Below are 23,573 nucleotides of genomic sequence, written 5' to 3'. Positions count from 1 at the left end.
CCTCCTGGACCACGCATGGATGCGTCCGCATAGACTCACGTCGTGCGCGAACTCGGCTTCCTCTCCTTCGTCCCGAACCACGGCGGCACGGCCGGCGCCGCCGCTGCCCTCGAGGACGGCCTGCGCCTCTTCGAGACCGCCGAGTCGCTCGGGTACGGCACCGGCTGGGTCCGGGGCCGCCACTTCGAGCCGTTCCTGACCAGCCCGATGACCTTCTTCGCGGCCGCCGCCCAGCGCACCAGCACGATAGGCTTCGGCACCGCGGTCCTCGGCATGCGCTACGAGGACCCGATCCGCCTCGCCGAGGACGCCAGCACGGTCGACCTCCTCAGCGACGGCCGCGTGCAGCTCGGCATCTCGACCGGTATCGCGGGCTACGGCCCGATCCTCGACCCGGTGTTCGGCGCGTCCGACCGCAGCTTCCGCGACGAGGCCGAGGCGCGCGCGTCCCGCCTGCTCGAGGTGCTGCAGGGCGAGCCGCTCGGCACCGCCGGCACGGGCTACGAGAGCATCCCGGCCGACGCCGACCTGACGCTGCAGCCCCTCAGCCCCGGACTCCGCGACCGCGTGTGGTGGGGCGGCGGCAGCATGGGCACCGCGGTGCGGACGGCCGAGAAGGGCCTGCTGCTGCACTGCTCGACCCTGAACACCGAGGACACCGGTGCGCCGTTCGCCGAGGCGCAGGCGGACCAGATCGCCGCGTACCGCGAGCGCTTCGCCCAGCTGCACCCCGACCGCACCCCGAAGGTCGCCGTCGGCCGGATCGTGGTCCCGCTGCTCGACGACCACGACCGTGCCGTGCACGAGGAGTTCCTCACCGGGTACGCGAGCGGCATGGACGACGAGGGGCGCCCGCTCTCGGGGAACCCGCCGTTCCGCTTCAGCAAGGTCGTCTCCGGCGAGCCGTCGGCCATCGTCGACGCGCTGCTCGCCGACCCGGCCGTGCGGTCGACCGACGAACTCGTGATCACCCTGCCCGCGAACGGTGACGCCGCGTCGCACGAGCGGATCCTGCGCATCGTCGCCGAGGACGTCGCACCGGCCGTCCGAGCCCGCTGATGCAGGGCATCCGGCGGGCCCGCACCAGGTGGTGGTGAGGCTCCCCGGGAGCCCGGCCGGATGACCATCTCGTCCCTGATCCGCACGGGATGGTGCACCCATCGTTCCACCTACCGAGTGGTTTGTCACACCGGATTGCGGTTCGTGGACCGAAAAAGTGACGTTCGTTCACTGGTTTCTCCCAGACTGACGGAAGTCAACCGGTTGGCACCTGCCCCGGACAAGCGAATGCGCCCCCGCGCGGACGCGGGGACGCATTCTGGACGCACCAGGGCCACCAGGGCTCCATCGGCCGGATCAGGAGACCGTGTCGCACGCATGGCGACCCAGTTCTCGGTGCGCGCGCCGACGGTAACCAGCCGCCTGGCGCAGATCGATGTTACTGAATGATCACGGCGTCAGCGCGGAAACCGGACGACTTCACGCGGATTGGACCGTCACGGTGCCGGATTCGTCCGACACCGATGCGCCGACGTGCAGCGTGAAGGTGCCGGACTCGTGGGCCCATGCACCGTCCCAGTGCGCGAACGCCCGGGCCGGGACCTCGATCGAGACCTCGGTGGACTCCCCCGCGTCGAGCCGCACGGGCGCGAAGCCGACGAGCCAGCGGACCGGACGGTCGACCGCCGAGGACTCCCGCGAGGCGTAGACCTGCACGACGTGCTTGCCGGCCCGGTCGCCCGTGTTCGCCACGGTCGCGGTGACGATGACCGCGTCGCCCTCGCGGACGGTCGGCGTCGCGGTGACGCCGTCGATCGTCCAGGTCGTGTAGCCGAGTCCGTGACCGAACGGGTAGGCCGGCTCGGTGCCCGCGCGGAGCCAGGCCCGGTAGCCGATGTGCACGCCCTCGTCGTAGGACACCTTGCCGTCGACCGGGGTGACGTCCAGCACGGGCACGTCCGCCATCGCGACCGGCCAGGTGGTGGGCAGACGGCCGCCCGGCTCGCGAGCACCGGTGAGGACGTCGGCGAGCGCGTTGCCGTACTCCTGTCCGCCGAACCACGTGAGCAGGACCGCGGCGACGTCGTTCCGCCACGGCATCTCGACCGGCGAGCCGGCGTTCACGACGACCACGGTGTTCGGGTTCGCCGCGGCGACCGCGCGGACCAGGTCGTCCTGGTGACCGGGGAGCGCGAGCGAGGAGCGGTCGTATCCCTCGGACTCGACCTTCGAGTTGGTCCCGACCACGACGACGGCGATGTCCGCCCCGGTCGCGGCAGCCACCGCCGCATCGATCAACACCGACGGGTCCTCGTCGCTCGGCTCGGTGCCGAACTGGTACGCGAGCACGCCGCCGAGGGTCTCGTCCTGGATGACGTCGTACTCGATGCGGATCGCGACGTCCTGGCCGGCCGTCACCGACACGGGCACCGAGCGTGCCGGCGGGTTGAGGAACGCGGCGCCGAGCTGGTCGCCCTCGAAGGGGACGTCCTCGTCGAGCACGAGCTCGCCGTCGATCCACATGCGCGAGCGGCCCGCTGCACCGATGCCGATCCGGACCGTGCCGGTGGACGGCGCGGTGTAGGTCGTGGTGATGTCGAGCCGGTCGGCCTCGCGCGTGGGGGCGTCGCCGCCGAACCAGAACAGCGCGGTGGCACGGCGGTCCTCGACGTACAGCTCGGTCCCGTCGCGCACGAACGCGACGCGGGCGCCGGGCTCGCCGGTGCCGGGGTTGGTGATGGTGGACAGCGGGAACTCCGCGATGCCCTCCTGCACGACGGCACCGATCGCGTAGTCCACCGTGGCACCCGGGAACGCCGAACGGATCCCGTCGAGCGGCGAGACGACCTGCGACGGCACGACCGTGGCCGAGCCACCGCCCTGCGTGCGGGCCTGGTCGGCGTTGTGGCCGATCACGGCGATGCGGGAGACGGCGGGCGCGTCGAGCGGCAGCACGCCGGTGTTGCGGACGAGGACGGTGCCCTCGGCCTCGGCCTCGCGGACGAATGCGACGCCGTCCTCGACGTGCACGGGCTGCGCGGCCACGGGCTCGAAGCCCTCGAGTGCGCCGACGCGGGCGGCGAGGGTGAGGATGCGGCGGACCTTGCGGTCGATCGCCTCGATCGGCACGTCGCCGGACTGCACGGCGGCGAGCAGCGGCCCCTCGCTCCACCACTGGTTCGGCCCGGGCATCGCGACGTCCTGGGACGCCTTCGCCGAGTCGACCGAGCGGACACCGGTCCAGTCGGAGACGACGATGCCGTCGAAGCCCCACTCGGAGTTCAGCGGCGTCTCGAGCAGCTCGTTCTCGGACGCGGTGACGCCGTTGATGGAGTTGTACGACGACATGATCGCCCAGGCGTGCGCCTCGGTCACGGCCTTCTCGAACGCGAGCAGGTAGAGCTCCCGCAAGGCACGGTCGGAGACCTCGGTGGACGCGGTGAAGCGGTCGGTCTCGTAGTCGTTCGCGATGTAGTGCTTCGGGGTCGCGGCGACGCCGTTCTCCTGCACGCCCTCGACGTACGACGCCGCCAGGTCGCCGGTGAGCACCGGGTCCTCGCTGAACGCCTCGAAGTGCCGGCCGCCGAGGGGCGAGCGGTGCAGGTTGATGGTCGGGCCGAGGACGACGTCGACGCCCTTGCGGCGGGCCTCGACGGCCGCTGCGGCGCCGTAGCGCTTCGCGATCGCGCGGTCCCACGACGCGCTCAGCGCCGTCGCGGACGGCAGGTTCAGCGACGGGTCGCGCTCGTCCCAGACCTCACCGCGGACGCCCGACGGGCCGTCCGACATGAGGATGCGGCGCAGCCCGATCTTCTCGATCGGCCAGGTGGTCCAGAAGTCGCGCCCCGTCAGGAGCTGCACCTTCTCGTCGGTGGTCAGCTGGCCGACGAGCGCCTCGATGCGCTCGGCCGTACTGGAGGCAGTGGTCACGTCGTCCACGGTAGTCACGGTGGTCGGTCCTTTCGTTCAGAGCCAGAACAGGTGGTCAGCGCACGCCGCGGATGCGGGACACCGAGGCGATGCCGAGCAGTCCGACGACGGCGCCGGTGATGAAGAAGCCGCTGTACCCGCCGGTGAGGGCGATCACGCCGGGGGCGGAGGCGGGGACGATCGACTGCGGCAGGGCCTGCGCGATGTTCACCACGCCGAGGTCCTTCGCGTTGTCCTCGTCGGAGGGGAGCACGTCGGTGATGAGGGCGAGGTCGACGGCGTAGAAGACACCCATGCCGGCGCCCATCACGAACTCCCCGACGAGCACCATGCCGAGCGACGGCGCGAGCGCGATGAGCACGAGGCCCACCACGCCGACGACACCGGCCACGGCGACGAAGAGCTTGCGGCGGCCGAGCCTGTCGGACAGCCACCCGGCGACGAGGGACGTGAGGACGATCCCCACGACGTTCCACAGCGTGCCCTGGAACACCGCGTTCGCGACGTGCTCGGACTCGACGCCGATGTCGTCGCGCAGGAAGTAGGTCAGGTAGCTCACCGCGGTGTACTGCGCGGCGACCATGAGGAAGCGGGTCAGCCAGGCCCAGCCGAGGTCGGGGTGCTTGACCGGGTTGAACACGAACGACCCGAAGACCTGCCCGACGCTGAGCTTCGACGTCGGCCGGTTGGTGAGCACGCGGTCGCGGAACACGAGCGCGTAGAGCACGACGACGATCGACCCGATCGCGCCGGGGATGATCATCTGCGTCGCCGAGGTCGAGAAGAGCTGCACGAGGAACGTGCCGCCGACGAGCGCGAGGTTCTGGGAGAGCCCGAGCAGCGCCGCGACCCGGCCGCGCTGGGACCGCGTGACGTGGTCCGGCATGACGGCGGTCAGCGCCGCGATCGTGGCGTTGTAGGCGATCTGCGTGACGCCCCACGCGAGGACCAGCACGACGGTCGAGGTGGTCGTCGCGACGACCACGAGGCCCGCGAAGCCGACCACGGTGCCACCGATGATCCACGGACGACGCATGCCGAGCCTCCCGGCAGTCCGATCGCTGAAGCGACCGGCAAGGGGGTTGGCGACCATCGCGGCGAACGCGCCCACACCGAGTGCCAGGCCGAGCACGCCCGCCTGGTTGTCCGGCGCGATCTCGGCGACCTTCAGCGCCATGGCGACGAGCACCGGCGGCAGCAGCGCGATGTACAGGCCGAGCATCGCGATCGGCATGCCGAGCGTGTACATGAGCGGATTCCCCCGGCCGCGCGTGGGGGCGACGGCGGTCGGGGTGTCGTTGACGGTCAGGGCATCGTTGGCCACTGCAACCTCTTCTCGGGGACGCCGCCTGCGTCGGCGACTCGCACGCCTTCGTCGGCGGCTCGTGCCACCGTAACACCAAAACCAACCAGGGCTAGGTTTTCTGGGCGGTCGCCGAGAGCGGTACAGTCCTGCCATGGCACGACGGGGTTCGTACGCGAAGGGCATCGCGAAGCGCGAGGAGATCCTCACGACGGCGCTCGACCTCGTCGCGTCGCAGGGCTTCCGTCGCACGAGCATCAAGGACATCGCCGATGCCGTCGGGCTGACGCAGGCCGGGTTGCTGCACTACTTCGACTCGAAGGACGAGCTCTGGGTCGAGATCCTGCGGCGCCGCGACGAGATCGACCTGCAGCACGACTGGCACGCCCCGGACCCGGCAGCGCTGCTCGCCGCGATCGTGCGGCACAACGCCGAGGTCCCCGGCCTCGTGCAGATGTTCGTCAACCTCTCCGCCGCAGCCGCGACCGACCCGGAGCACCCGGCGCACGAGTACTTCCGCGAGCGCTACGAGCGCAGCCGCCGCGACCTGTCCTCCGACTTCCGCGCCATGCAGGAGGACGGACGGCTCCGCGTCGACGTCGACGTCGAGGAACTGACGAGCGTGCTGCTCGCGGTCTCGGACGGCATGCAGATCCAGTGGCTGTTCGACCCGACGCGGGACATGGCGCAGCACGTCGAGCTCGTCGCACGGCTCGCGATCGCCCAGGTCGCCCCCACCGCCTGACCCCGGGCAACGGGGTACGGACAGGGCCTGGTCGGGTCAGGTCGCGCCGGGCAGGATGGAGCCAGCCCGCGAGGGCGACCCGACGACGATGTGGAGTGACGCGATGACGCGTGTAGTGGTGACCGGCGGCAGTGGGAAGCTCGGGCGAGCGGTGGTCCGCGACCTCGATGCGCACGGGTACGACGTGGTCCTGGTCGACCGTGTGCCCTTCCCCGACAAGCCCGAACGGGTGCAGTTCGTCCGCACCGACCTCACCGACCACGGCCAGGTGCTGAACGTCCTGCTCGGCGTCGACGACCGGTACGACCACGTCGACGCCGTGGTGCACCTCGCTGCGGTCCCCGCCCCCGGGCAGGTGCCGGACGTCGCGCTCATCACGAACAACGTGACGTCGTCGATCAACGTCTTCCACGCCGCTCGTGCCGCGAAGATCAAGAACCTGGTGTGGGCGTCGAGCGAGACCCTGCTCGGCATCCCGATGGGCGAGCACCACCCGCCGTACCTGCCCGTCGACGAGGAGTTCGCGGTGCGCCCGCAGTCGTCGTACTCGCTCGGCAAGGCCGTGGAAGAGGAGATGGCCCGCCACTTCACCCGCTGGGACCCGGAGCTGAAGATGATCGGTCTGCGGTTCTCGAACGTGATGGACGAGACCGACTACCCCGCGTTCCCCTGGGACGCCACCCCCGAGGCGAAGACGTTCAACCTCTGGTCGTACATCGACTCCCGCGACGGCGCCCAGGCCGTGCGCAAGGCCCTCGAGGCCGAGCTCACCGGGTTCGAGGCGTTCGTGATCGCGAGCCCGGACACCGTCATGGACACCCCGACGATCGAGCTCGTCGAGCGCTACGTGCCGGACATCGAGCGCCGCGCGGACATCGACGGCGTCAGCTCGCTGCTCTCGTCCGAGAAGGCCCGCGAGCTGCTCGGCTACGCCCCCGAGCACAGCTGGCGGGACCACCGCGCCTGATCGTCAGGCGGCCGGGACGAGCAGGCCGTCGAGCACCAGGTCGCGCGCCGCCGGCAGCAGGTCGGCGGCGAGCACCTGCTCGTCCACCCCGGTGATCTGCGCGAGGGCGCCGACGATCGCCGCCACCGACAGCTCCCCGTCGCAGGCCCCGACGAACGCGGCGAGCGCGGTGTCGGCGTCCACGCGGCGTCCGAGTCCGCCACCCTGCACGAGCGTCATCACGGTCGGGTCGTCGTTGCCCGGCCAGTAGAAGCGCTCCTCGGTGACGTCGCCGGCGACCGCGAGGTGGGCGGCGGCGAGCGCGACGTCGTCGTGCGCGGCGAGCCACGCGGCCGCGTCGAGGACCCGCGCCACCGTCGCGCCGAGACCCGCGGGGTTGGAGCCGAGCGTCTCGGGGACGCGCTCGAAGCGGCGGAGGTGGGCCGCGCCTCTCCCCACGGGCTCGGCCGCCACGTCGCTCCGCAGGCTCCGCGACGCGTCGGAACCGGCCCGCGTGGGCCCCGGCCGGGGCTTCCGGACCACGACGTACCCGAAGCCGACGCCGGTCACCCGACGGTCCGCGAAGTCGTCGAGCCACGCGCCGACCAGCCGGTCGAACTCGGGCGTCCCGGGCTTCGTCCCGCCGTCCCGGATCCACGTCTCGGCGTAGGCGGTGGGGTCCTGCCGTTCCCGCTCGATGACCCAGGCGTCGAGCCCGATTCCGTCGGTGTCTGCGCGCTCGAACCAGGACCGCACGCGGTCGAGGCCGTCCGTGCCCCAGTGGTACTCCCAGTTGCCGAGCAGCTGGGCGGTCCCGCCGGGTTCGAGGTGCTCGCCGAGCCCGGTCAGGACGGTCTCGACGAGGGCGTCGCCGACCATGCCGCCGTCGCGGTACTCGTAGGCAGGAACGCCCTCGCTGCGTGGTGTGATGACGAACGGCGGGTTCGAGACGATGCGGTCGAAGCGCTCTCCCGCGACCGGCTCGAACAGGGAGCCGAAGCGGAACTCGATGCCGTCGATGCCGTTGAGCTGCGCGTTGAACCGGGCGATGTCGAGGGCCCGGCGCGAGATGTCGGTGGCGACGACCTCGTCGGCGAAGCGTCGGGCGTGCATCGCCTGGATGCCGCAGCCGGTGCCGAGGTCGAGCACGCGGCGGACGGGTACGGGGACCTGCAGGCCGGAGAGCGTCGTGGTGGCACCGCCGATGCCGAGGACGTGCTCCTCGCCGAGGGCCGTTCCGAGTGCGAGTTCGCCGAGGTCGGAGACGATCCACCAGCTGCCGGCGCCGAGGTCGTCGACGAAGGCGTAGGGGCGGAGGTCCACGGTGGGAACGACGGAGTCGGCGTCGACGCGGACCAGACCGCTCGCTTCGGCGGACTGCACGCCGGCGGACGCGAACGCGGCGTCCGCGTCGACGCGGCGGACCGGGAGCCCGAGCACGAAGAGCGTCGCGAGGGTGCCGAGCGGCGTCGTGTCGCGGGCGGCGAGCGCCCGGAGCGCTGCGACGCGGGAACCGCGGTGGAGCGACGCGGCGGCCTCGGCGCCCCACAGGGCGTCGACCCGCTCGACCGTGAACCCCGCGTCGGTCAGGTCCTGGCGCAGCGCGTCGGTGACGGCGGCGTCGGCACCGATCGTCGGGAGCGTGTGCGGGGTCCCGGTGGACGCGGCGGACGCGGCGGACGCGGCGGAGTCGGCGGAGGCAGCGGCGGCGGCGGCGTTCACGCGGCGCCCTCGACGAGGTCCGTGCGCATGAGCGCAGCGGGGACCTCCCACGCGAACACGAGGTCGAGGAGCCCGGGGAACCGCTGCTCGACGTCCTCGATGCGGACGCGGCTCGACCGGGTGAGCCCCTCCTGGTGCTGCTCGAGGAGCCCGGCCTCGCGCAGGACGCGGAAGTGGTGGGTCAGCGTGGACTTCGGCCGGTCGATGCCGACCCAGCCGCAGCTGCGGATGCCACCGGCGGCGTCGACGAGGTACCGGTGCAGGATCGCGAGCCGGATCGGGTCGCTCAGGGCGTCCATCACGACCGGCAGGTCCATCTCGGCCACGGTCGGCTGCGGCAGGTGTTCGGGAGCATCCACGGTCGCGGGCATGGACGGGACGCTACCACCGTTCCGCTCGTAGTACGACTTGCGTCGTACAGCACGACTCGATACTGTACGACTCTCTTCGTACTGTCCCGCTCGCAACGGAAGGTGGCGCACATGGCGCAGTCAGCTCGCTCGGTCGCCGGGTTCTGGATCCTCGCGGCGATGCTCCTCGTGTCCGTCGCCTCGTCGGCGGTCCCCTCGCCGATCTACCCCGTGTACGCCGCCGAGTGGCACCTCACCCCGCTCATGCTCACCGGCGTGTTCGCCATCTACGTCGCGGGGCTGCTGGCCAGCCTGCTCGTCGCCGGGCGCCTGTCCGACCACGTCGGCCGCAAGCCCGTGCTCGTCGTCGGCGGCCTCGGCGTCGCGCTGTCCCTCGGGCTCTTCGCGGTCGCGGACGGTGTCGGCGCACTGATCGTGGACCGCATCGTGCAGGGCGTCTCCGTCGGGCTGCTCATCGGCGCCCTCGGAGCGGCGCTCATCGACAACTCGCTCGAGCGCTTCCCCACCCTCGCCGGGGTGCTGAACGGCGTCATCCCGCCGATCGCCCTCGCGACCGGTGCCATGTCGAGCGGCGCCCTCGTGCAGTGGGGTCCCGCGCCCGAGCAGCTCGTGTACCTGCTCTTCGGCGCGCTGCTCGTCCTCATGGTGATCGCACTCGTCGTCGTCCCCGAGCGGGTCACCCCGCGACCGGGCGCCCTCCGCTCCCTCGTCCCCCGGATCAGCGTGCCCCGGTCCTCGCGGCGGCTGTTCCGCAGCGTCGCCGGATCACTCATCGCGAGCTGGGCCCTCGGCGGGATGTTCCTGTCGCTCGTCCCCTCGGCGCTCGGCGCGGTATTCGGCATCACGAACCACTTCGCCGCCGGTGCCCTGATCGCCGTCGTCACCGGGGTCGGCGCGCTGACCGGCCTCGCGACGCAGCGGATGGACGCCCGTCGCGCGGTCCTGATCGGCCTGGTCGCCCTCGTGCTCGGACCGATCGTCACGGTGGCGTTCGTGATGGCGCACTCCCTGCCCGGCCTCGTCGTGGGCAGTGCGATCGCGGGCGTGGGCTTCGGCGCCGGGTTCCAGGCACCGCTGCGGATGCTGCTCGCCACCGCGGCACCGACGCACCGTGCGGGGCTGCTCTCCACGATCTACGTCGTGAGCTACCTGGCGTTCGGCGTGCCGGCCGTCGTCGGAGGGCTGCTCGAGCCGACCGTGGGGCTCGTGCCGGTCATCGCCGGGTACGGGGCGTTCATCGTCCTCGCCGCGGTCGTCGCCCTCGTGCTGCAGCTCGTGTCGCGGGACGCCGCCGCCGTCGAGGAGCAGGCCGCCGAGGTGCTCGAGCACACCTGCACCGGCTCGGTCCGGGTGTCCCCCGCCGAGTAGGCGCGACGGGCGCGCGGCTCAGTGCCCGGGCCGCGCCCGCTTCGCGCCGCGCCCGCGCACCCCGACCGTCCGGGCAGCACCGGTGTGCGCCGCGTCGACGTCCGCCTTGCCGCGGTCGGCGGCGTTCCGGAGCCACTGCGGGCCGTGCGCCTTCGCCCAGTCCCAGAAGCGGTGCAGCTGGGCACGGAGCCACGTGATGATCCGGTGGAAGAAGTGGAACTCGCTCGCGAGGACCGTCAGCCCGATGAAGACCACCAGCCACCCCGGCCCGGGCAGCGGCACGAGGATCAACCCGATCACGACGACGAGCCCGCCGACGATCCCGACGAGCACCTTGTAGAAGAGGTGCAGGTGGGGACGCGCGTGGATCCAGGCGCGGACGTCGTGGAACCACTGGAACCGCCGGTGCGGCGTCTCGGCACGTTCGACCGCGTCGGTCCGGTCGTTCGGGTCGCCTTCCATGTGCCGCAATGTAGGGCGCGCGGCTGGGAAACCGCGGCGCGCGCGGTGGACGTGCGGTGCGTCCGTGACGGGAGGCGCGTGGCGGGGCCGACCCGCGCCTCCCGTCAGACGGTGCGGGGCCAGGAGGCGCGTCACGCGTGCGCCACGCACGTCGCGGCCCACGGGACGGCGGCGAGGCGCGCCTCCGGGATCGGTTCCCCACCGACCGCACAGCGGCCGTAGGTCCCGGCGTCGAGCCGCGCGAGCGCGGCGTCCACCAACCGGATGCGCTCGCGGGCGTCGTCCCGCACGGCGCCGAGCGAGCCGCGCTCCCAGGCGAGGGTCGCGCCCTCGGGGTCGTGCTCGTCGTCGGAGTTGGCGTCCTGCCGGGCATCGCTGACGTCCCGCATGCTCCGCTCGACGTCCGCGAGGAGGCGCTCGTTGCGTGCCCGCTCCGCGACCAGTGCCTGGCGAGGGTCGTCCATGCCGGACACCGTAGTCGGCCCGGAATGGCCGTGCTGTCGGATGCGTTCGTATCGACATGACGAAGATCGGGTTCCTGTCGTTCGGACACTGGCGCGACGTGCCGGGGTCGAAGGTGCGCAGCGGTCGTGAGGCCCTGGTCCAGGCGATCGACCTCGCGGTCGCCGCCGAGGAGGCGGGCGTCGACGGCGCGTACTTCCGCGTCCACCACTTCGCACCCCAGCAGGCGGCGCCCTTCCCGTTGCTCTCCGCGATCGCAGCGAAGACCAGCCGCATCGAGATCGGCACCGGCGTCATCGACATGCGCTACGAGAACCCGCTGTACATGGCGGAGGAGGCGGCTGCGACCGACCTCATCTCCGGCGGTCGGCTGCAGCTCGGCGTCTCCCGGGGCTCACCCGAGACCGCCCTCGCCGGTTACCAGCAGTTCGGCTACGTGCCGGATGCCTCCGACGAGAACGGCGGGGACATGGCCCGTGCGCACACGTCGGTGTTCCGGCGGGCGATCGCCGGAGAACCGATGGCGAACGCGAACCCGCAGATGACCGGCTCGGTCGGGTCCCTGCCGATCTCGCCGCTCTCCGACTCGCTCGGCGACCGTATCTGGTGGGGCGCCGGCACCCGGGCCACCGCGGAGTGGACGGCCGAGCAGGGCATGAACCTCATGTCGTCGACCCTGCTGACCGAGGACACCGGTGTGCCGTTCGACGAGCTCCAGGCCGAGCAGATCGAACGCTTCCGTCGGGTCTGGGCCGAGTCCGGCTGGGAGCGGACCCCTCGGGTCTCGGTGTCCCGCAGCATCATCCCGATCATCGACGACGAGTCGCGGCACTACTTCGGTGTCCGGGCACAGGTCGAGGGCCAGGACCAGGTCGGGCACCTCGACGGCGGGCTCGCACGGTTCGGCCGGTCGTACATCGGGTCGCCGGAGGACCTGGTGGCCGAGCTCGCGGCGGACCAGGCCGTGCGGGCTGCCGACACCGTGCTCGTCACGGTGCCGAACCAGCTCGGCGTCGAGTTCAACGCCCGGCTGCTCGCCTCGGTGAAGGACGTCATGCGCGAGGTGGACGCGGCGCCCGTCCCGGCCTGACGGGCGGTCAGGCGACGGCGGTCGGGTCCGGGGTCGGCGGGGCCGGCGGGGTCGTCGCCGGTGCGGGCGCGGTCGTCGCCGGTGCGGGCGCGGTCGTCGCCGGTGCGGGCGGGGTCGTCGCCGGTGCGGGCGGGGTCGTCGCCGGTGCGGGCCAGACGAGCCGGAAGCGTTCGCACACGACCGGCATCCGCGGATCGAACCCGCGCGGGTCCTCCGAGTGCGCGCGCCAGTACGCCTCGTGCACCCGGCGCCAGTGCGCGAGCGTCCGGTCGCCCTCCCCCTCGGCCCGGGCGTGGTCCGCATCGACCTCGTCGAAGGGGACGATCCGGACGCTCGTCGTCTCGACGACGGCCCGCGGTGCCCCGGTGGAGTCCGTGACGATGCCGATGTCCCCGACCTCCGGCACGCGGTCCCCGGACGCCTCGTAGCCCCAGAACGACGACGCCGTCCCGTCCTTCACCCCGCGCAGCACGAGGTCGAGCAGATCGTCCGCCTGCGCCGGCGTCGCGCCGAACGACCACGCCTCCGGCAGGGCCGTCGGCAACTCCGGTCGCTCGTCGCGCCGGTCACGCCAGAAGTCGTCGAGCGTCGAGGTCACCCGCTCGACGCTACTGCACGCGGGTGGTCCCCCTTCCTGCCGACACCCGGGCTGGGACTGTGGCCGCTTCCCGCACTCCCGTAGCGTCGACGTGCACGTTCCCACGCACCCCGAGGAGCACCCCGTGACGCTGCCGGCCGCCGGCTGGTTCCCCGATCCGCAGGACGCGAGCCGCCTGCGCTGGTGGGACGGGCGTGCCTGGGGAGCGGCGACACGGGTGCTGCCGAGCCGGACCGAGCCGATCGTCCCGGTGGTCGTCGCACCCGTCGGACCGTCGTTCTCGGTGCAGCCGGCGGCGATCCGGACGCGTTCCTGGGCGTCCGGGGGCTCCGGCGTCCACCGGTTCAGTGCGTTCTCGACCCTGGCGGTGCTGCTCGCGGCGGTCTCCGTGGTGATGAACCCCTGGGGAGCGAGCAGTGCGGCGGCGATCGTGGCGGGGCTGCTCGGCGTCGTGTGGCCCGGGGCGACCGGGGGCTGGCGGGTGCTGGCGCGGAGTGCTTCGGCGAGCGCCCTGGTCCTCGCAGTGGCGACGGCTGCCGTGGCGGCGTCCGCGCAGTTCCACGTGTTCTGACTGGTTCCGCCCGGCTGGCGTGCGGACCCTACCGCCGCGCCCGCGGGTGCGCCGTCTGGTACACGTCCCGCAGCATGTCCGCCGTCACCATCGTGTAGATCTGCGTCGTCGCCACGCTCGCGTGCCCGAGCAGCTCCTGCACGACCCGCACGTCCGCTCCCCCCTCGAGCAGGTGCGTCGCGAACGAGTGCCGGAACGTGTGCGGCGACACGTGCTCGGAGAGCTCCGCACGCTCCGCTGCCGCCTGGATCACGAGCCACGCACTCTGCCGTGACAGCCGTGCGCCCCGGGCACCGAGGAACAGCGCCGGCGTCGACGCTCCCCGTGCCGCGAACACCGGCCGCGCCCGCACGAGGTACGCGTCGATCGCCGCCCGCGCGAAACTGCCGAGCGGCACCACCCGCTGCTTGTTGCCCTTGCCGGTGACCTTGACGACGGACAGCCCGTCGTCGAGGTCACCGGAGCCGTCCGACAGCGTCGTCACGTCGTCGACCGAGAGCCCGACGGCCTCCGAGATGCGCGCTCCCGTGGCGTAGAGGAGTTCGAGCAACGCCCGGTCCCGCAGCCCCACGAGGTCGTCGGCGGCACCGTCGGGCGATCCGGCGGCCGCGGCCCCGAGCAACCGCTCCATGTCGTGCACGGAGATCGCCTTCGGCAGCCGCATCGGGGCCTTCGGCGGCCGCACGGATGCGCCGGGGTCGAGCTGGAGCCACCCCTCGCCGGCGGCGAACGCGGTGAACGACCGCACCGAGCTGAGCATGCGTGCCACCGACCTCGGCGCGAGCGGCCCGGACGGTCGGGTCGCGAGGTGCTCCACGAACCCCGCGAGGTCCGCGCGCGCGATCCTCCCGACGTCGTCGAGCACGGCCGGCCCGCCGGCACGGTCGGCGCCGTCCGACTCCACGACCGGAGCCGTCGCGAGCCACGACGCAAACGTCAGCAGGTCCCGCCGGTACGCGGACAGCGTGTGCTGCGAGAGGCCCCGCTCGATCGCGATGTGCCGCAGGTACGTCTCCGTGGCACGCTCGAACGGGATCACCCCACGAGGCTAGCGCCGCTCGGGGAGCGTCAGTGCAGCGACCCGTCCGGCTCCCCCACGCGGAACCCGGTGAAGGCGACGGTCAGTCCCGCGCGGGACGGTGCCGCACAGAGCAGCCCCGCCGACACGTGGGCGTCGGGGTCGAGGTACGCCACCCGCACGAGCCGCGGCGGCTCGTCGTCCGCCCACGCCCGGATCGTCACGGCATCGCCGTCGCGGCTGGCCCGGACCGTGACGACCCGACCGGTCCACTCCGGCACGGGGGCCACCGACCAGTCCGACGCATCGCGCGTGACGACCGCCCCGACCTGGGGCGTCCCGTCGGCGAACTCGACGCCGGCCTTGATCCAGTTCCGCTCGTCGACCCGCAGGAACACCCCCGCCTGGTCGAACTGCTCCGTGTAGTCGAGCACGAACGACACCTCGACCGAGAACGCCCCGCCGACCGGGCGGAGCAGCGCGTGCTCGGAGTCGTGCACGAAGCCGTACGAGGTGGTGCGCCAGGCGTCACTGCCCTCGACGGCCGTCACCCGCAGGACGTCGCCGTCGAGCGTCGCCGCAGCGGGCTCGTGCGTCCACCGCCCCTGGTCGAGCAGCGCCGCGAGGCTCATGCGGCACCCCGCTCGAGCGCGTCCACCGCGAGCACGGCCACGACGAGCCCGGAGTTGTGCAGCCGACCGTCGAGGATCGCCTCCACCAGCTCGGCCCGGGGCACCCACCGCTTCACGATGTCGGCCTCTTCCGCTTCGCGGTCGAACGCCGTCGCGGTCGCGCGCACCCCACGGGCGCGGTAGATCTGCAGGAACTCGTCGCTGCCGCCGGACGAGGTGTTGTAGGTGACGAGGGGCTCCCAGTCGTCGGCCTCGAGGTCGGCCTCCTCCGCCAGCTCGCGCTGCGCCGCGGTCAGGTGGTCCTCGCCCGCCATGTCGAGCAGCCCCGCCGGCAGCTCCCAGTCGCGCATCCGCACCGGGTGCCGGTACTGCTGGATGACGAGCACGCGGCCCTCGTCGTCCTCGGCGTAGACCGCGACGGCACCGGTGTGGTCGATGTACTCCCGGACCATCGTCTCATCGTGGTACGCGATGCTGTCGCGACGCACGTCCCAGACGGCGCCCTCGTACACGACGGTGGACTCGGTGACCTCGAACGAGGCGGGTTCGTCAGCGATGGATGCGTCAGTCACGCGACCATCCTGGCACTGGAGGCGCGGTGCCAGCTGGCACCGCGCCTCCAGTCAGAGACCACTCGCGTTACGCGACCTGCTCCTCTTCCTGCGGGTCGAAGAGGCTCGACGCCTCGTGCCGCTCGATCGCGGCACCGACGAGCCCCGCGAACAGCGGGTGCGCGTCCGTCGGACGCGAGCGCAGCTCGGGGTGCGCCTGCGTCGCGATGTAGAACGGGTGCACGTCGCGCGGCAGCTCGACGTACTCCACCAGCGTGCCGTCGGGCGACGTGCCCGAGAACACCAGGCCGGCGTCCGCGATCTGCTCGCGGTACTTGTTGTTCACCTCGTAGCGGTGACGGTGCCGCTCGGACGCCTCGGGGGCCCCGTACAGCGATGCCGCGAGCGACCCCTCGGTGAACGTCGCCGGGTAGAGGCCGAGGCGCATGGTCCCGCCGAGGTCACCGCCCGCGATGATGTCCACCTGCTCCGCCATGGTCGCGATGACCGGCGTCGAGGTCTCCGGGTCGAACTCGGTGCTCGACGCGTCGGTCAGACCGACCTCGTGGCGGGCGTACTCGATGACCATGCACTGCAGGCCGAGGCACAGGCCGAGCGTCGGGATGCCCTGCTCACGCGCGAACCGCAGTGCGCCGAGCTTGCCCTCGATGCCGCGCACGCCGAACCCACCGGGGATGCAGATGCCGTCGACGTCGCCGAGCTGCTTCGCCGCACCCTCGGGCGTGGTGCAGTCGTCGGACACGACCCACTTCAGCGTGACCTTCGCGTCGTGCGCGAAGCCACCCGCACGGAGCGCCTCGGTGACCGACAGGTACGCGTCCGGCAGGTCGATGTACTTGCCGACCAGGGCGATCGTGACGTCCTTCTTCGGCTCGTGCACGGCACGCAGGACCGGGGTCCACGAGGTCCAGTCGACCGGCCCCGCCGCGAGCCCGAGCGCGTCGACGATGACCTGGTCGAGGCCCTGGTTGTTCAGCAGCGTCGGGAGGTCGTAGATCGACGGGACGTCCACCGCGTTCACCACGGCGTCCTCGTCGACGTCGCACATGAGCGCGATCTTCTTCTTGTTCGAATCCGACACCGGACGGTCGCTCCGCAGGACCAGCGCGTCCGGCTGGATGCCGATCGAGCGGAGTGCGGCCACCGAGTGCTGCGTCGGCTTCGTCTTCTGCTCACCCGAGGCGTTCATGAACGGGACGAGTGACACGTGCACGAAGAACACGTTGTTGCGGCCGAGCTCGTGGCGGACCTGCCGCGCCGACTCGATGAAGGGCTGGGACTCGATGTCGCCGACCGTGCCGCCGACCTCGGTGATGATGACGTCGGGCTGCGGGTCGTTCTGCGCCTGCTCGCGCATCCGGCGCTTGATCTCGTCGGTGATGTGCGGGATGACCTGCACGGTGTCGCCGAGGTACTCGCCCCGACGTTCCTTCGCGATCACCGTCGAGTAGACCTGGCCGGTCGTGACGTTCGCGGACTGCGACAGGTTGATGTCGAGGAAGCGCTCGTAGTGCCCGATGTCGAGGTCCGTCTCCGCGCCGTCGTCGGTCACGAAGACCTCGCCGTGCTGGAACGGGTTCATGGTGCCCGGGTCCACGTTGAGGTACGGGTCGAGCTTCTGCATGACGACCTTGAGGCCGCGAGCCGTGAGGAGGTTGCCGAGGCTGGCCGCCGTCAGGCCCTTGCCGAGGGACGAGACGACCCCGCCGGTCACGAAGATCTGCTTCGTCACCTTCGGGGTCGCGTTCGAAGAATTGGTTCCGCCGCTGAGAGTGTCCGCCACGGGATTCCATCGTACGTCAGAACTGCCAGGAGGCGCGACCTCGGTTCGCCGTGGGCGTTGCGTCGGGCGTGTGGCCGGGTCTCCGGGCCGTGGTAGCGCCGTGCGGCGAGGTCTGCCGCACGGTGCGAGGCGGGCGCGAACCGCGCCTCCTGGATCGGCGTGCGGCGACGCGATCAGGCCTTCTGGCCGGCGACGTCGAGCAGCTCGCGCGCGTGCTCCATGCCGCTGGCGCTGTCCCCGAGCCCGGAGAGGAGCCGTGCCATCTCCTGCAGACGGTCCTCGCCCTCGAGGCGACGGACGCTCGACGAGGTGACCGCCCCGCTGGCGTCCTTCACGACGTTGAGGTGGTTGTTCGCGAACGCCGCCACCTGCGCCAGGTGCGTCACGACGATGACCTGCGTGCGTTCCGCGAGCTTCGCCAGACGACGACCGATCTCGATGGCGGCCGCACCGCCGACGCCGGCGTCGACCTCGTCGAAGACGAACGTCGGCACCGTCGTGCTGCCCGCCATGACCACCTCGATCGCCAGCATGACGCGGGAGAGCTCGCCACCCGACGCACCCTTGCCGATCGGCCGGGGATCGGTACCGGAGTGCGGCTGCAGCAGGATCGACACCTGGTCACGGCCGTGGCGCCGGTAGTCGCCGGCGTCCGAGACCTCGACCACGAGGGTCGCCCCGGCCATGGCGAGGGACTTCAGCTCGGCGGTGACACGCTTGGCGAGGTCCTTCGCCGCCTTGGTCCGTGCCGTCGTCAGGGCCGCGGCGGCGCCGGCGAGCGTCTGCTCGTCCTGCTCGACCGCCTGCTGCAGTGCCACGATGCGGTCGTCGTCGCCGTCCAGTTCGAGCAGCCGATCACTCGCGTGCTGCCCGTAGGCGATCACGTCGTCGACGGTCTCGCCGTACTTGCGCGTGAGGCCGGCGAGCAGGGCCCGCCGCTCGTTGATGAGTTCGAGGTCGTGGCCGGCGTCGGGCTCGAGCGAGCCGAGGTAGCTCGACAGGCTCGCGGAGGCCTCGGACGCCTGGATGCCGAGCTCCGTGAGCTGTTCGAGCACGGGCTGCAGTTCGGCGTCGGACGCCGCAACCCGCTCGATCGCCCGGCGAGCGGACTCGACGAGGCCCACGACGTCCTGCACGCCGTCGAGCGACTCGCTCGAGAGGGCTTCGTGCGCGAGGCCCGCGGACAGCCGGAGTTCTTCGAGGTTCCCCAAGCGCTCGGCACGGTCGGCCAGCTCGACGTCTTCGCCGGGCTGCGGATCCGCCGCTTCGATCTCGTCGGACGCCGCGCGGATGCGTTCGGCCTCGGCCACCCGGTCGTCACGGTCACGGGTGAGGGTCTCGAGCTCGCCGGTGTGCTGCTGCCAGGTGTCGTAGGCCCGCACGTACGCCGCGAGGACCTTCTCGAGCGCCGGACCGCCGAAGCCGTCGAGTGCGGCACGCTGCGCGGTCGCCGAGGTCAGCCGGATCTGGTCCGACTGTCCGTGCACGGTGACCAGCTGGTCCGCGAGCTCGCCGAGCACCGCGACGGGAGCACTGCGGCCGCCGACGGTCGCGCGGCTGCGACCTTCGGCGGAGACCGTGCGCGTCAGGATGAGCTCGCCGTCCTCGACGGTGCCACCGGCGTCCTCGACACGTTCGGCGACGGCGTCGTGCTCGGGCACGTGCCAGCGCCCCTCGACCACGGCGCTCGACGCGCCGCGGCGGACGGACCCCGCGTCGGCACGGGCGCCGAGGAGCAGCCCGAGCGCGGTCACGATCATCGTCTTGCCCGCACCGGTCTCACCGGTCACCACGGTGAAGCCGGGGCCGAGCTCGAGGGTGGTCTCGCCGATGACCCCGAGGTCGGAGATGGAGATCTCCTCGATCACAGGGTGTCCTCGTCGTCCTGCTGCGGGCCGCGCCACCCGGCGACGGGGAGCTGGAACTTCGCCACGAGCCGATCGGTGAACGGGGCGTCCTTGAGGCGGGCGACACGCACCGGGTCCGGCGATCGCCGGACCTCGACGCGGGCACCCGGAGGGAGGTCGTGCGTGCGTCGACCGTCGCACCACAGGACGCCGACACCGCTCGTGCGACGCAGCACCTCGATCGCGAGGGTGCAGTCCGGGCCGACCACGATCGGCCGCGCGAAGAGGGCGTGGGCGCTCAGCGGCACCATGAGGAGCGCGTCGACGTCGGGCCAGACGATCGGCCCGCCCCCGGAGAACGAGTAGGCCGTGGAACCGGTCGGGGTCGACACGACCACACCGTCGCAGCCGAACGAGGACAGCGGGCGGCCGTCGACCTCGGTCACGACCTCGAGCATGCGTTCCCGGGAGGCCTTCTCGATGGTCGCCTCGTTCAGCGCCCAGGACGAGTAGACGACCTCGTTGCCGACGACGACGTCCACCTGCAGGGTGACGCGTTCCTCGACGTGGTACTCGCCGGACAGGGCTCGTTCGACGGTCGCCCGGAGCCCGTCCCGCTCGCTCTCGGCGAGGAACCCGACGTGTCCGAGGTTGACGCCGACGATCGGGGCGCCCGTCCCGCGCACGAGCTCGGCCGCGCGGAGGATCGTGCCGTCGCCACCGAGCACGATGACGATCTCGAGCTGGTCGGCCTGGACGTCGACGCCGAGGATGTCGACCTGCCCGACCGAGGCTTCGGCGCGGCGGATGTCGGCGTACTCGTCGAACGGCATGACCGGGACGAGACCGGCGGCGTGCAGGAGGTCGCAGACCTCGACCGCAGCGTCGATCGAGTCGCGGCGGCCCGTGTGGGACACCAGGAGGATGTGCCGGTCGTCGCTCATGCCGTCCCTTCCGTCAGTTCGGTCGCCCGGACGATCCATTCTGTCGGATTGGTACCGACATCCCGCTGGAAACGCGCCAGGTACTCGTGGTTGCCGTGCGTGCCGACGATCGGCGACCCCGCGAGCCCCGAGGTGCCCAGACCGAGGTCCCACGCTGCCCAGAGGACGTTCATGAGCGCGTCGTTCCGGAGCGCCGGGTCACGGACGATGCCCTCACGGACACCACCGCGGCCGACCTCGAACTGCGGCTTCACGAGCAGGACGAAGTCGTCGGCGGGGACGGACTCGACCAGCGCCGGCAGGACGAGCCGGAGCGAGATGAACGACAGGTCCCCCACCACGAGGCTCGTCTCAGCCGCGGCGGGGTCGAGCGCGAGGTAGGCCTCGGCCGTGAGGTTGCGCGCGTTCGTGCCCTCGACGACGGCGACACGGGAGTCGAGCGCCACCAGGGGGTCGAGCTGCCCGTGCCCGACGTCGAGCGCCACCACGCGTCGTGCGCCGCGGCTCAGGAGCACCTGGGTGAACCCTCCGGTGCTCGCACCGACGTCGAGCGCGACACGGTCCGACGGATCGACGCCGAACGTGTCGAGCGCGCCGAGGAGCTTCAGCGCAGCGCGCGAGACCCATTCGTCCGCACCGGCGACGTGGATCGGGGCCGATGGCCGCACCGGCGCCGACGGCTTGACGATCGCGGTGCCGGCGACGGTCACGCGGCCGTCCTGGATCAGTTTCGACGCTGCCGTGCGGGACTTCGCGAGCCCGCGGGAAGCGAGGAGCGCATCGAGCCGGACGGGCCGTTCGTCCTGCAGTGTCTCGTCGCCGTTGCCGTGCTCGTCAGGCACTCGTGCTGCCGCCGCTCTCGAGACGGGTCCGCAGTTCGTCGTGCAGCGCGGAGAACGCATCGGCGCGCTCGGCCAGCGGCAGCGATTCGGCCGCGGCGGTGCGCTGCCCGAAGTCGTCCGTCACGGCATGGTCGTCCGTCCGCACCTGGTCCGGATCGCCCGGGCGGGCGTCACGCTCGGGGTCCCGCTCGTCGTTCGACACCTCGGTCACGCTACTCGCCGCCGTACAGCTTCGGGTCGACGTCGAGCCCGTAGATCGCGAGCCCGGACTCCCAGATGAGGGCGGTCCCGGCGCGGAGCAGGTCGATCGCGTCGCCGTCGTCGAGCACCCGCACGACGTGGCCGCGCATCGCCACCGTGACGGCACCGACCGTGGCGTAGCGGGTACCGTCCGGGTCTTCCCGTCGGATGGTCACCGGGTAGGGCTCGGACAGGCCACGGAGGTCGCCGAGGATGTACGTGGGACGCGACCGCTGGTCGGCCGCGAGCACCTGCTTGGCCTTGTCGATCCCGGTGAGGACGAGGACGCTGGGGATCCCGGCGTCGTTCGCGCCCTTGATGTCCGTGTCGAGGCGGTCGCCGATGAACAACGGGTGCTCACCACCGAAGCGCGCGAGGGCTGCGTCGAAGATCGGCCGCTCGGGCTTGCCGGCGACCACGGGCATCCGACCGACGGCCTGGTGCACGGCGGACACGAGCGTGCCGTTGCCGGGCGCGATGCCGCGCTCGACCGGGATCGACCAGTCCATGTTCGTCGCGACCCACGGCACGTCCGGGTCGGCCAGGGCGAAGGACGCCTCGGCGAGGTGGGTCCACCCGAGGTCCGGGGAGAACCCCTGGATGACCGCGGCCGGCGAGTCCTCGGCGCTGGACGTCACGGTGAAGCCCGCTGCCTCGACGATGCTCGTCAGCCCAAGACCACCCGTGACGAGCACCGTCGCGCCCGCCGGGACGAGCGTCTCGAGCAGCCGGACGCCCGCCTGCGACGAGGTCACCACGTCGTCCTCGGACACCTCGAGCCCGTACCGCTCGAGGTGCTCCGCGACGTCGACCGGTCGGCGCGATGCGTTGTTCGTGATGTAGCCGACGCGGGCGGTCAGGGAGGCACGGGTCAGCGCCTCGACCGCGTGCGGAATCGCGTTGCGGCCGCGGTACACGACCCCGTCGAGGTCGGTGAGGACGACGTCCACACCGTCCGTCGGCGGCTTCGGCACGTCAGTCGGCTGCGGACCCGTCGACGTCGGAGGGGTTGTCGTCGTCGATCTCGCCGGGCTCGTCTCCGGCCGGTTCGTCGTCGTCGGGCTCGTCACCGAGGGGCTCGTCGGCGAGCTCGGCGTCGGACTCGTCGTCGACGGCTCCGGCGAGCTCGTCTGCGGGTCCTTCGACTTCGAGCGTTTCCTCGACCACATCAACTGTCTCCCAAGCGTTCTCGTCGGCGACCTCGGCCAGGGCCGCTGCCGCACGATCGACACGGGCCCACCACTCGTCGGCCTCGTCCTGACGGCCGAGCTCCTCGAGCGTGGCCGCGTAAGCACTGTAGAGCGCCGGGGACCAGCTGTAGGCAGTGGACGGGTCGAGCTGTGGAATCTCCAGCTCGCCGAGTGCGGCTGTGGGGTTCCCGAGGTCGAGGCGCGCACCGGACATGGCGATGGCGAGCTCGACCTGCACGGCCGTGTCCAGCGCCGCGCGGTCGACCGACCGGCCGAGCTCGAGCGCCCGCTCGGGACGGCCGAGACCACGCTCGCAGTCGACCATCATGGGCAGCTGGTCGTTCCGGCCGGAGATGCGTCGGTAGGTCCGGAGCTCTCGCAGCGCCGTCGCGAAGTCACCGAGGCGGTACGCCGTGATGGCCGCCGTCTCACGGACGACGCCGACCCGGCCGGCTCGACGAGCCGCGCTCAGTGCGTGCTGGTTCGCGGTCTCGGGGTCCTCGTCGACCAGGAGTGCCGCGGCCACGAGGTGACGGGCGACCCAGTCGGCGTTGTCCTTGCTGAGCGTCTTGAGCTCCGCCCGGGCGACCTTGTCGAGATCGCGTGCCTGGATGTCCTCGGGGATCTCCGGGTCCTCGTGGCGGGGGCGGATCGACTTGGTGCCGTAGGGGTCGCGGTCCTCCCAGTCGTCCCGCGAGGCCTCGCCGAACCGCGCACCGGCGTGACGGCTGCCGTCGCCGAAGCGCTGACGATTGTCGCGACCGCCGCGGTCACGGTCCTGGCCGCCGCGGTCACGGTCCTGGCCGCCGCGGAACGGACGGTCCCCGTCACGACGGGGTCGGTCGCCGTCGCGGGCGGGACGGTCCGAGCGGAACGGACGATCCCCGTCACGACGGGGTCGGTCGCCATCACGAGCCGGACGGTCCGACCGGAACGG

Annotated in this window: 22 protein-coding genes and 1 pseudogene; 6 read left to right on the top strand and 17 right to left on the bottom strand. The window is 72.0% G+C overall.

What is annotated here, in order from left to right:
* Nucleotides 1–42: 42 nt before the first annotated feature.
* The gene (locus tag BM028_RS17410) at nucleotides 43–1,059 is read left to right on the top strand and encodes an LLM class flavin-dependent oxidoreductase (protein WP_092388340.1); all 1,017 of its coding nucleotides are present in this window, start codon (nucleotides 43–45) and stop codon (nucleotides 1,057–1,059) included.
* Nucleotides 1,060–1,479: 420 nt separating this feature from the next.
* On the opposite strand, the gene BM028_RS17405 is transcribed toward BM028_RS17410, so the two are convergent.
* Both BM028_RS17405 and BM028_RS17400 read right to left on the bottom strand, forming a co-directional pair.
* Entirely contained in the window at nucleotides 1,480–3,939 is a 2,460-nt protein-coding gene (locus BM028_RS17405) for a glycoside hydrolase family 3 protein (protein ID WP_254803983.1), read from the bottom strand.
* A 46-nt stretch (nucleotides 3,940–3,985) separates the two neighbouring features.
* Nucleotides 3,986–5,254: an MFS transporter gene (locus BM028_RS17400; protein ID WP_229085513.1), complete on the bottom strand. Its 1,269-nt coding sequence runs from the start codon at nucleotides 5,252–5,254 to the stop codon at nucleotides 3,986–3,988.
* Between the two features lie 133 nt (nucleotides 5,255–5,387).
* Between BM028_RS17400 and BM028_RS17395 the strand changes: the two genes are divergently transcribed.
* Both BM028_RS17395 and BM028_RS17390 read left to right on the top strand, forming a co-directional pair.
* Entirely contained in the window at nucleotides 5,388–5,978 is a 591-nt protein-coding gene (locus BM028_RS17395) for a TetR/AcrR family transcriptional regulator (RefSeq protein WP_083414008.1), read from the top strand.
* Between the two features lie 103 nt (nucleotides 5,979–6,081).
* Nucleotides 6,082–6,945, top strand: coding sequence for an NAD-dependent epimerase/dehydratase family protein (locus BM028_RS17390; protein ID WP_070419385.1), 864 nt, complete (start codon nucleotides 6,082–6,084; stop codon nucleotides 6,943–6,945).
* Nucleotides 6,946–6,948: 3 nt separating this feature from the next.
* On the opposite strand, the gene BM028_RS17385 is transcribed toward BM028_RS17390, so the two are convergent.
* Together BM028_RS17385 and BM028_RS17380 are read right to left on the bottom strand one after the other, a co-directional pair.
* The gene (locus BM028_RS17385; RefSeq protein ID WP_092388544.1) at nucleotides 6,949–8,556 is read right to left on the bottom strand and encodes a DUF7059 domain-containing protein; all 1,608 of its coding nucleotides are present in this window, start codon (nucleotides 8,554–8,556) and stop codon (nucleotides 6,949–6,951) included.
* An 86-nt stretch (nucleotides 8,557–8,642) separates the two neighbouring features.
* Entirely contained in the window at nucleotides 8,643–9,017 is a 375-nt protein-coding gene (locus BM028_RS17380) for an ArsR/SmtB family transcription factor (protein WP_071295666.1), read from the bottom strand.
* A gap of 111 nt (nucleotides 9,018–9,128) precedes the next feature.
* On the opposite strand from BM028_RS17380, the gene BM028_RS17375 reads away from it, so the two are divergent.
* Nucleotides 9,129–10,385 (top strand): MFS transporter, encoded by a 1,257-nt coding sequence (locus BM028_RS17375; RefSeq protein WP_092388334.1) that lies wholly within the window; start codon nucleotides 9,129–9,131, stop codon nucleotides 10,383–10,385.
* A gap of 18 nt (nucleotides 10,386–10,403) precedes the next feature.
* On the opposite strand, the gene BM028_RS17370 is transcribed toward BM028_RS17375, so the two are convergent.
* Entirely contained in the window at nucleotides 10,404–10,847 is a 444-nt protein-coding gene (locus BM028_RS17370) for a TIGR02611 family protein (RefSeq protein ID WP_092388331.1), read from the bottom strand.
* Between the two features lie 131 nt (nucleotides 10,848–10,978).
* The gene (locus tag BM028_RS17365; RefSeq protein WP_071295664.1) at nucleotides 10,979–11,311 is read right to left on the bottom strand and encodes a TraR/DksA family transcriptional regulator; all 333 of its coding nucleotides are present in this window, start codon (nucleotides 11,309–11,311) and stop codon (nucleotides 10,979–10,981) included.
* Nucleotides 11,312–11,367: 56 nt separating this feature from the next.
* Here BM028_RS17365 and BM028_RS17360 point away from each other — a divergent pair, with 56 nt between their 5' ends.
* The gene (locus tag BM028_RS17360) at nucleotides 11,368–12,399 is read left to right on the top strand and encodes an LLM class flavin-dependent oxidoreductase (protein WP_267484136.1); all 1,032 of its coding nucleotides are present in this window, start codon (nucleotides 11,368–11,370) and stop codon (nucleotides 12,397–12,399) included.
* A gap of 7 nt (nucleotides 12,400–12,406) precedes the next feature.
* On the opposite strand, the gene BM028_RS17355 is transcribed toward BM028_RS17360, so the two are convergent.
* The gene (locus BM028_RS17355) at nucleotides 12,407–12,997 is read right to left on the bottom strand and encodes an ASCH domain-containing protein (protein WP_368073389.1); all 591 of its coding nucleotides are present in this window, start codon (nucleotides 12,995–12,997) and stop codon (nucleotides 12,407–12,409) included.
* Between the two features lie 91 nt (nucleotides 12,998–13,088).
* Here BM028_RS17355 and BM028_RS17350 point away from each other — a divergent pair, with 91 nt between their 5' ends.
* Complete coding sequence (locus tag BM028_RS17350) at nucleotides 13,089–13,568, top strand: DUF2510 domain-containing protein (protein ID WP_092388327.1); 480 nt, start codon at nucleotides 13,089–13,091, stop codon at nucleotides 13,566–13,568.
* A 28-nt stretch (nucleotides 13,569–13,596) separates the two neighbouring features.
* Here BM028_RS17350 and BM028_RS17345 read toward each other — a convergent pair whose 3' ends face one another.
* From BM028_RS17345 to BM028_RS17300, 10 genes and pseudogenes are all read right to left on the bottom strand, one after another.
* Nucleotides 13,597–14,604: a site-specific tyrosine recombinase XerD gene (locus BM028_RS17345; protein ID WP_092388538.1), complete on the bottom strand. Its 1,008-nt coding sequence runs from the start codon at nucleotides 14,602–14,604 to the stop codon at nucleotides 13,597–13,599.
* 32 nt (nucleotides 14,605–14,636) lie between these two features.
* Entirely contained in the window at nucleotides 14,637–15,218 is a 582-nt protein-coding gene (locus tag BM028_RS17340) for a DUF1349 domain-containing protein (RefSeq protein ID WP_092388324.1), read from the bottom strand.
* The gene (locus BM028_RS17335) at nucleotides 15,215–15,790 is read right to left on the bottom strand and encodes an NUDIX domain-containing protein (RefSeq protein ID WP_175496121.1); all 576 of its coding nucleotides are present in this window, start codon (nucleotides 15,788–15,790) and stop codon (nucleotides 15,215–15,217) included. The genes BM028_RS17340 and BM028_RS17335 overlap by 4 nt, the downstream gene beginning before the upstream one ends.
* A gap of 67 nt (nucleotides 15,791–15,857) precedes the next feature.
* A complete protein-coding gene (locus tag BM028_RS17330) occupies nucleotides 15,858–17,573 on the bottom strand; it encodes a CTP synthase (protein ID WP_175496120.1) in 1,716 nt (571 codons plus the stop codon).
* Between the two features lie 173 nt (nucleotides 17,574–17,746).
* Complete coding sequence (gene recN / locus BM028_RS17325; RefSeq protein WP_092388318.1) at nucleotides 17,747–19,441, bottom strand: DNA repair protein RecN; 1,695 nt, start codon at nucleotides 19,439–19,441, stop codon at nucleotides 17,747–17,749.
* Complete coding sequence (locus BM028_RS17320; RefSeq protein ID WP_070417894.1) at nucleotides 19,438–20,364, bottom strand: NAD kinase; 927 nt, start codon at nucleotides 20,362–20,364, stop codon at nucleotides 19,438–19,440. The genes recN and BM028_RS17320 overlap by 4 nt, the downstream gene beginning before the upstream one ends.
* Nucleotides 20,361–21,206 carry a TlyA family RNA methyltransferase gene (locus BM028_RS17315; RefSeq protein WP_254803982.1) on the bottom strand — a complete coding sequence of 282 codons (846 nt, stop codon included), beginning with the start codon at nucleotides 21,204–21,206 and terminating at the stop codon, nucleotides 20,361–20,363. Before BM028_RS17315 ends, BM028_RS17320 begins: the two co-directional genes overlap by 4 nt.
* Nucleotides 21,199–21,408 (bottom strand): hypothetical protein, encoded by a 210-nt coding sequence (locus BM028_RS17310; RefSeq protein WP_139199341.1) that lies wholly within the window; start codon nucleotides 21,406–21,408, stop codon nucleotides 21,199–21,201. Before BM028_RS17310 ends, BM028_RS17315 begins: the two co-directional genes overlap by 8 nt.
* Before the next feature lie 10 nt (nucleotides 21,409–21,418).
* Nucleotides 21,419–22,420, bottom strand: coding sequence for an HAD-IIA family hydrolase (locus BM028_RS17305; RefSeq protein WP_092388312.1), 1,002 nt, complete (start codon nucleotides 22,418–22,420; stop codon nucleotides 21,419–21,421).
* A gap of 1 nt (nucleotide 22,421) precedes the next feature.
* Nucleotides 22,422–23,573, bottom strand: a pseudogene (locus tag BM028_RS17300) (hypothetical protein); the annotation flags it as partial.

Source organism: Curtobacterium sp. YR515 (genome assembly GCF_900113095.1).
Lineage (GTDB): Bacteria > Actinomycetota > Actinomycetes > Actinomycetales > Microbacteriaceae > Curtobacterium.
Note: the sequence above shows the minus strand (reverse complement) of the source record. Positions and strands in the feature narration are given on the sequence as shown.

Bases quoted from the DNA above. Each gene is read 5' to 3' on its own strand.
- BM028_RS17395 (WP_083414008.1), top strand. From the start codon at position 5,388: ATGGCACGACGGGGTTCGTACGCGAAGGGCATCGCGAAGCGCGAGGAG.
- BM028_RS17390 (WP_070419385.1), top strand. From the start codon at position 6,082: ATGACGCGTGTAGTGGTGACCGGCGGCAGTGGGAAGCTCGGGCGAGCG.
- BM028_RS17380 (WP_071295666.1), bottom strand. From the start codon at position 9,017: ATGCCCGCGACCGTGGATGCTCCCGAACACCTGCCGCAGCCGACCGTG.
- BM028_RS17375 (WP_092388334.1), top strand. From the start codon at position 9,129: ATGGCGCAGTCAGCTCGCTCGGTCGCCGGGTTCTGGATCCTCGCGGCG.
- BM028_RS17370 (WP_092388331.1), bottom strand. From the start codon at position 10,847: ATGGAAGGCGACCCGAACGACCGGACCGACGCGGTCGAACGTGCCGAG.
- BM028_RS17365 (WP_071295664.1), bottom strand. From the start codon at position 11,311: ATGGACGACCCTCGCCAGGCACTGGTCGCGGAGCGGGCACGCAACGAG.
- BM028_RS17360 (WP_267484136.1), top strand. From the start codon at position 11,368: ATGACGAAGATCGGGTTCCTGTCGTTCGGACACTGGCGCGACGTGCCG.
- BM028_RS17340 (WP_092388324.1), bottom strand. From the start codon at position 15,218: ATGAGCCTCGCGGCGCTGCTCGACCAGGGGCGGTGGACGCACGAGCCC.
- BM028_RS17320 (WP_070417894.1), bottom strand. From the start codon at position 20,364: ATGAGCGACGACCGGCACATCCTCCTGGTGTCCCACACGGGCCGCCGC.